Source organism: Streptomyces milbemycinicus, assembly GCF_002154605.1.
Lineage (GTDB): Bacteria > Actinomycetota > Actinomycetes > Streptomycetales > Streptomycetaceae > Streptomyces > Streptomyces milbemycinicus.
In genome coordinates, this window is the sequence record NZ_MUNE01000926.1 from 1 (window position 1) to 2,960 (window position 2,960).

Here is a 2,960-nt window from a genome sequence, read left to right on the forward strand (position 1 = left end):
GCCGGGCCCGGCGGCGGTGAAGGAGACCAGTTTGAAGGGGCCGGTGCCGATGCCGGTGCGGCCGATGGAGGCGGCGCTGCCGTCGGGGATGACGTAGCAGTTGTAGTTGGTGAGCAGGCTCGGGAACTCGGCGTTCGGGGACTTCAGGGGGACGACGAGGGTGTGTGCGTCGGGGGTGCGCAGCTTCTTCGGGTCGACCAGCGGGGCCAGCACTCCGGCCTGCGGGGAGGCGGTCTTGGGGTCGAGGATGTGGCGCAGGGTGTACGCGGCGTCGGCGGAGGTGAAGGCGCGGCCGTTGTGGAAGGTGACGCCGCGGCGCAGCCGGAACGTCCAGGTGCGGACCTTGTCGTCGGGCTCCCAGGACTCGGCGAGGTCGGGGGCCAGGTCGCCGTCGGGGCCGATCCGCACCAGCCGGTTGTAGAGGGCGCCCAGGTATTCGTACGCGGACAGGGAGCTGGCCGGATCCAGGGTCTCGGCTTCGGAGGCGGGCGGCCGGGCGATGCGCAGGGTGCCGCCGCGGTCGGGGCGGCCGGTGGGCCCGGCGGTGGGGAGGGCGTCGGTCGGGGACGCGGAGGCCGCGCCCGAACAGCCGCTGAGCAGCCAGGACGCGCCGAGCGCGGCGCCGCTCGCCGCCGCGCCGGCGAGCAGCGACCGGCGCGGTATCCCGGCTGCCCGCGGGGTGGGCGGGTTACCGGCCGCCCCCGGGGCGTGTCGGGGTGAGGTGTCGGACATGGGCCGGCCACCCTTCTCCGCTATTCGTTCAGCGGAACGATTCTTTGAAGTGCGTGAACGATAGCCAGCCGACACGTCCGGGCCAACCCTTCGCGCGCGGAAATTAACCCGGGAAACCGACTCGTTACCCGGCGCGCGCCGCCGTCCCATCCGCCCGGAGACGCCCGAAGACGCCCCTTTGCGCCGCCGACGTGGCGAAGAACACCGAGCGGTCCCGGTTACACCGCCGTAAGGTGGCCGACATGCAGGTGATCCAGTCCACGAAGCTCTCCAACGTCTGCTACGAGATCCGGGGTCCGGTGCTCGAGGAGGCGATGCGGCTGGAGGCTGCCGGTCACCGCATCCTCAAGCTCAACACGGGCAACCCCGCGACCTTCGGCTTCGAATGCCCGCCGGAGATCCTGGAGGACATGCTCCGCAACCTCGGCGGGGCGCATGGGTACGGCGACGCCAAGGGGCTGCTGTCCGCCCGGCGCGCGGTGATGCAGCACTACCAGACCAAGGGCATCGACCTGGACGTCGAGGACGTATACCTCGGCAACGGCGTCTCCGAGCTGATCCAGATGGCCATGCAGGGCCTGCTCGACGACGGCGACGAGGTCCTGGTCCCCTCCCCCGACTACCCGCTGTGGACCGCCGCGGTCTCGCTCGCCGGGGGCACGGCCGTGCACTACCGCTGCGACGAGCAGTCGGACTGGATGCCCGACCTCGCCGATATCGAGCGCAAGGTCACGGACCGCACCAAGGCCCTGGTCATCATCAACCCGAACAACCCGACGGGCGCGGTGTACGACGAGGAGATGCTGCGCGGCCTCACCGAGATCGCCCGCCGCCACAACCTGGTCGTCTGCTCCGACGAGATCTACGACAAGATCCTCTACGACGGCGCCACCCACACCCCCACCGCGGCCGTCGCCCCCGACCTGCTGACCCTGACCTTCAACGGGCTCTCGAAGGCCTACCGCGTCGCGGGCTACCGCAGCGGCTGGCTCGCGGTCTGCGGCCCCAAGGCCCACGCCTCCAGCTACCTCGAGGGCCTGACCATCCTCGCCAATATGCGGCTGTGCGCCAATATGCCCGCCCAGCACGCGGTGGCCGCGGCCCTCGGCGGCCGCCAGTCCATCAAGGACCTGGTGCTGCCCGGCGGCCGGCTGCTGGAGCAGCGCGACACGGCGTACGAGCTGCTGACCCAGATCCCGGGCGTGACCTGCGTCAAGCCGAAGGGCGCGCTGTACGCGTTCCCGCGGCTCGACCCCACGGTCTACAAGATCAAGGACGACCGGCAGATGGTCCTGGACCTGCTGCGCTCCGAGAAGATCATGATCGTGCACGGCACGGGCTTCAACTGGCCGGAGCCGGACCACTTCCGGATCGTGACGCTCCCGGCGAAGAAGGACCTGGCGGACGCGGTGACGCGGATCGGAAAGTTCCTGGACGGCTACAGCCAGCACTGACGCACGGCACTGCCGCACGGGGCTGCCGCACGGCGCTGCCGCACGGGGCTCAGCGGGCCCGGAGCACCTTCTCCATAACGATCCTCCGCTCCCCGCCGGGCAGCAGGTCGCCGTCCTCTTTGGTGTCCGCCAGCCCGATCCGCTCGTAAAAGGCGATCGCTCGCTCATTGCCGGGAGCGACATCGAGCCGCAGCACCCCGGCCCCCGCCCGCAGGGCCCACTCCTCCACGGCCCCCACCAGCCGTTCGGCCACCCCGTGCCCGCGCGCGGCCGGGCCGACCCACATGGAGATGATCTCGGCGATGCCGTCGTGCGGGCCGGGCACCCCGCTGACCATCCCGACCGGCTGCCCGTCGAGCACGGCCACGAGGTGGTACGAGCCGGGGATCTCCAGCCGGGCGCGCCACCGCTCCTCGCGGTCGCCGTCGCCCTGCCAGTCCGCGAGCCGGGACCCGAACGCGTACGGCGCGTCCGCGAGCGCGGCGAGCCGCAACTCCCGCCAGACGGCCCAGTCGCCCGAGGCCAGCACCCGCAATTCGATCACGCGACGGATCCTACCCTTAGCAGGAGCTCAACTTTAGACAGAGTCTAAGTTAGGATGGCCTCCTGAGAACCCTTGGAGGCCATCCATGTACGAGCCGATCCGCACCAAGTCGGTCCACACCATGGCCGAGCCCAGGCTCGACTTCCCCCATCGCTCCCGCGAGGAGGAGCTGGACAACCAGCTGGCGGGTCACCTCACCGCGCTGCTCACCGTGACCGACGAGTTGCGCG

Annotated in this window: 4 protein-coding genes; 2 read left to right on the forward strand and 2 right to left on the reverse strand. The window is 70.8% G+C overall.

Features of this window, described 5'->3' with window-relative positions; translation table 11 throughout:
- Positions 1 to 732 (reverse strand): ABC transporter substrate-binding protein (locus CCN51_RS48950; protein ID WP_245881844.1); only part of this gene is annotated, 732 nt, incomplete at its 3' end.
- A gap of 242 nt (positions 733 to 974) precedes the next feature.
- Between CCN51_RS48950 and CCN51_RS48955 the strand changes: the two genes are divergently transcribed.
- On the forward strand, positions 975 to 2,186 hold the full coding sequence (locus CCN51_RS48955; protein ID WP_014176830.1) for a pyridoxal phosphate-dependent aminotransferase: 1,212 nt from the start codon (positions 975 to 977) through the stop codon (positions 2,184 to 2,186).
- Between the two features lie 49 nt (positions 2,187 to 2,235).
- Here the strand turns inward: CCN51_RS48955 and CCN51_RS48960 are convergent, their stop codons facing one another.
- On the reverse strand, positions 2,236 to 2,730 hold the full coding sequence (locus tag CCN51_RS48960; protein ID WP_014176831.1) for a GNAT family N-acetyltransferase: 495 nt from the start codon (positions 2,728 to 2,730) through the stop codon (positions 2,236 to 2,238).
- Between the two features lie 85 nt (positions 2,731 to 2,815).
- On the opposite strand from CCN51_RS48960, the gene CCN51_RS60465 reads away from it, so the two are divergent.
- On the forward strand, positions 2,816 to 2,960 hold a 145-nt coding region (locus CCN51_RS60465; RefSeq protein WP_483883479.1), incomplete at its 3' end, for an SCO4983 family protein.

Excerpts from the sequence above, each read along its gene's own strand:
- CCN51_RS48955 (WP_014176830.1), top strand. The coding sequence starts at position 975 with ATGCAGGTGATCCAGTCCACGAAGCTCTCCAACGTCTGCTACGAGATC.